The following is a 1633-nucleotide window of genomic DNA, read 5'->3' as shown; positions in this document are numbered from 1 at the left end:
CTGTTCTTTTTGTTTTGTCGGCCGCAGACGGCCTACGTATCGTCTTCCTGTTGCGTGGGCTTGCCGCCACGTATTCTCGGGAACCATGAACATCAGCGACCTCGACAACGGCGCGGGCCCGGGCGCGGGCACCGCCAAGGGCGCCGCCGGCGGCATCGACGAGAACGTCACAGCCGAACTCGCCCGCCTGCGGGACAGCATCGACAACATCGACGCGGCCGTGGTCCACATGCTCGCCGAACGCTTCAAGTGCACCCAGCAGGTCGGCCACCTCAAGGCCCGGCACCAGCTGCCGCCCGCCGACCCGGGCCGCGAGGCCAGCCAGATCGCCCGGCTGCGCCAGCTCGCCGAGAACGCCAAGCTCGACCCCGCCTTCGCCGAGAAGCTCCTCAACTTCATCATCGCCGAGGTCATCCGCCACCACGAGACGATCGCTGCGGGCGAGGAGTAGCCGCCCGGGAGCCGTGGACCGGAGCGGCGGCCGCGCAGCGGAAGAGGGAAGCGGAAGATCGAACTCCGTCACCTGCTGCGGCAGCATGGCCCCATGTCCGCACTGACGCGCAGCGAAGCGCAGCTCCGAGCCCGGCTCCTCGACGTCCACCACTACGCCGTCACCCTCGACCTCACCGGCGACGACGACGAAACCTTCGACTCGACCACCCTCATCCGGTTCACCGCCCGCACCGCCGGCGACACCTTCGTCGAGCTGAAGCCGCAGGAACTGCGCTCCGTCACCCTCGACGGCCGCCCCCTCGACCCGGCGGCCCTCGACGACAACCGCCTCCCGCTCACCGGCCTCACCCAGGGCCCCCACGAGCTGCAGCTCGACACCCGCATGCGCTACTCCCGCACCGGCGAGGGCCTGCACCGCTTCACCGACCCCGCGGACGGGGAAACGTACCTCTACAGCCAGATGTTCATGGACGACGTCCAGCGCGTCTTCCCGGCCTTCGACCAGCCCGACCTGAAGGCCGTCTTCGAGTTCACCGTCACCGCCCCCGCCCACTGGACCGTCCTCGCCAACGGCATCACCACCCGCACCGGCGAACGCGATCACGACGGCGCCGGCATCTGGACCTCCGCCCCGACGCCCGTCATCTCCACCTACCTCGCCGCCGTCGCCGCCGGCCCCTGGCACAGCGTGACGACCGAACACGCCGGACTGCCCTTCGGCATCCACTGCCGCCGGTCCCTCGCACCCCACATGGACGCCGACGCCGAGGAAATCCTCTCCCTCACCAAGGCCTGCTTCGACCGGTACCAGGAGAAGTTCACCGAGCCCTACCCCTTCGACTCCTACGACCAGGCCTTCGTACCCGAGTTCAACGCCGGCGCCATGGAGAACCCCGGCCTCGTCACCTTCCGCGACGAGTTCATCTACCGCTCCGCCGTCACCGACACCGAACGCCAGTCCCGGGCCATGGTCATCGCCCACGAGATGGCCCACATGTGGTTCGGCGACCTCGTCACCCTCGCCTGGTTCGACGACATCTGGCTCAACGAGTCCTTCGCCGAGTACATGGGCTACCAGACCCTCACCGAAGCCACCCGCTTCACCGACACCTGGACCGACTTCGGCGTCACCCGCAAGCCCTGGGGCTACGACGCCGACCAGCGGCCCTCCACCCACCCC

General features: G+C 69.0%; 2 protein-coding genes. Both read left to right on the top strand.

The window, feature by feature from the left end:
- Positions 1 to 85 precede the first annotated feature (85 nt).
- Positions 86 to 451, top strand: a complete 366-nt coding sequence (locus PV721_RS43220; protein ID WP_319734329.1) for a chorismate mutase — start codon at positions 86 to 88, stop codon at positions 449 to 451.
- 93 nt (positions 452 to 544) lie between these two features.
- The coding region (locus PV721_RS43215; RefSeq protein WP_319734327.1) for a M1 family aminopeptidase at positions 545 to 1633 on the top strand (1089 nt) is incomplete at its 3' end.

It is taken from the genome of Streptomyces sp. MB09-01 (assembly GCF_033794505.1).
In the GTDB taxonomy this organism is placed as follows: domain Bacteria; phylum Actinomycetota; class Actinomycetes; order Streptomycetales; family Streptomycetaceae; genus Streptomyces.
This window is presented reverse-complemented; position numbering and strand designations above follow the sequence as displayed.